Genomic DNA, 1,168 nt, shown 5'->3' with positions numbered 1-1,168 from the left:
ACCAAGCCTCACGTCAACGTGGGCACAATCGGCCACGTGGACCATGGCAAGACGACGCTGACGGCAGCCATCGCTACCGTGCTGTCCGCCAAGTTCGGCGGTGAAGCCAAGGCATACGACCAGATCGACGCAGCGCCCGAAGAAAAGGCCCGCGGTATCACGATCAACACCGCCCACGTGGAATATGAAACGGCCAACCGCCACTACGCCCACGTGGACTGCCCTGGCCACGCCGACTATGTGAAGAACATGATCACCGGCGCTGCCCAGATGGATGGCGCTATCCTGGTCTGCTCGGCTGCTGATGGCCCCATGCCCCAGACCCGCGAGCACATCCTGCTGGCTCGCCAAGTGGGCGTGCCTTACATCATCGTGTTCCTGAACAAGTGCGACATGGTGGACGACGAAGAACTGCTCGAACTCGTCGAAATGGAAGTGCGCGAACTCCTGGACAAGTACGACTTCCCAGGCGACGACACCCCCATCATCCGTGGTTCCGCCAAACTCGCCCTGGAAGGCGACAAGGGCAAGCTGGGTGAAGAAGCCATCATGAAGCTGGCTGAAGCGCTGGACACCTACATCCCCACGCCAGAGCGCGCTGTGGACGGTGCCTTCCTGATGCCCGTGGAAGACGTGTTCTCCATCTCCGGCCGTGGCACCGTGGTGACCGGTCGCGTTGAGCGCGGCATCATCAAGGTCGGCGAAGAAATCGAAATCGTCGGTATCCGCGACACGCAAAAGACCATCTGCACCGGCGTGGAAATGTTCCGCAAGCTGCTGGACCAAGGCCAAGCTGGCGACAACGTCGGCCTGCTGCTGCGCGGCACCAAGCGCGAAGACGTGGAGCGCGGCCAAGTGCTGTGCAAGCCCGGCTCGATCAAGCCCCACACCCACTTCACCGCTGAAGTGTATGTTCTGAGCAAGGACGAAGGCGGCCGTCACACGCCCTTCTTCAACAACTACCGCCCTCAGTTCTACTTCCGCACGACCGACGTGACCGGCGCCATCGAGCTGCCAGCGGACAAGGAAATGGTCATGCCTGGTGACAACGTATCGATCACTGTGAAGCTGATCAACCCCATCGCCATGGAAGAAGGTCTGCGCTTCGCTATCCGCGAAGGCGGCCGTACCGTGGGCGCTGGCGTCGTGGCCAAGATCATTGCTTAAT

1 protein-coding gene is annotated in these 1,168 nt (G+C 61.0%); it reads left to right on the top strand.

Annotated features, from left to right (window positions below; genetic code table 11):
* On the top strand, positions 1 to 1,167 hold a 1,167-nt coding region (gene tuf / locus AC2YJX_RS26195; RefSeq protein WP_218298114.1), incomplete at its 5' end, for an elongation factor Tu.
* Between the last annotated feature and the right edge of the window lies 1 nt (position 1,168).

The organism is Acidovorax sp. SRI_002, assembly GCF_057586455.1.
This window is presented reverse-complemented; position numbering and strand designations above follow the sequence as displayed.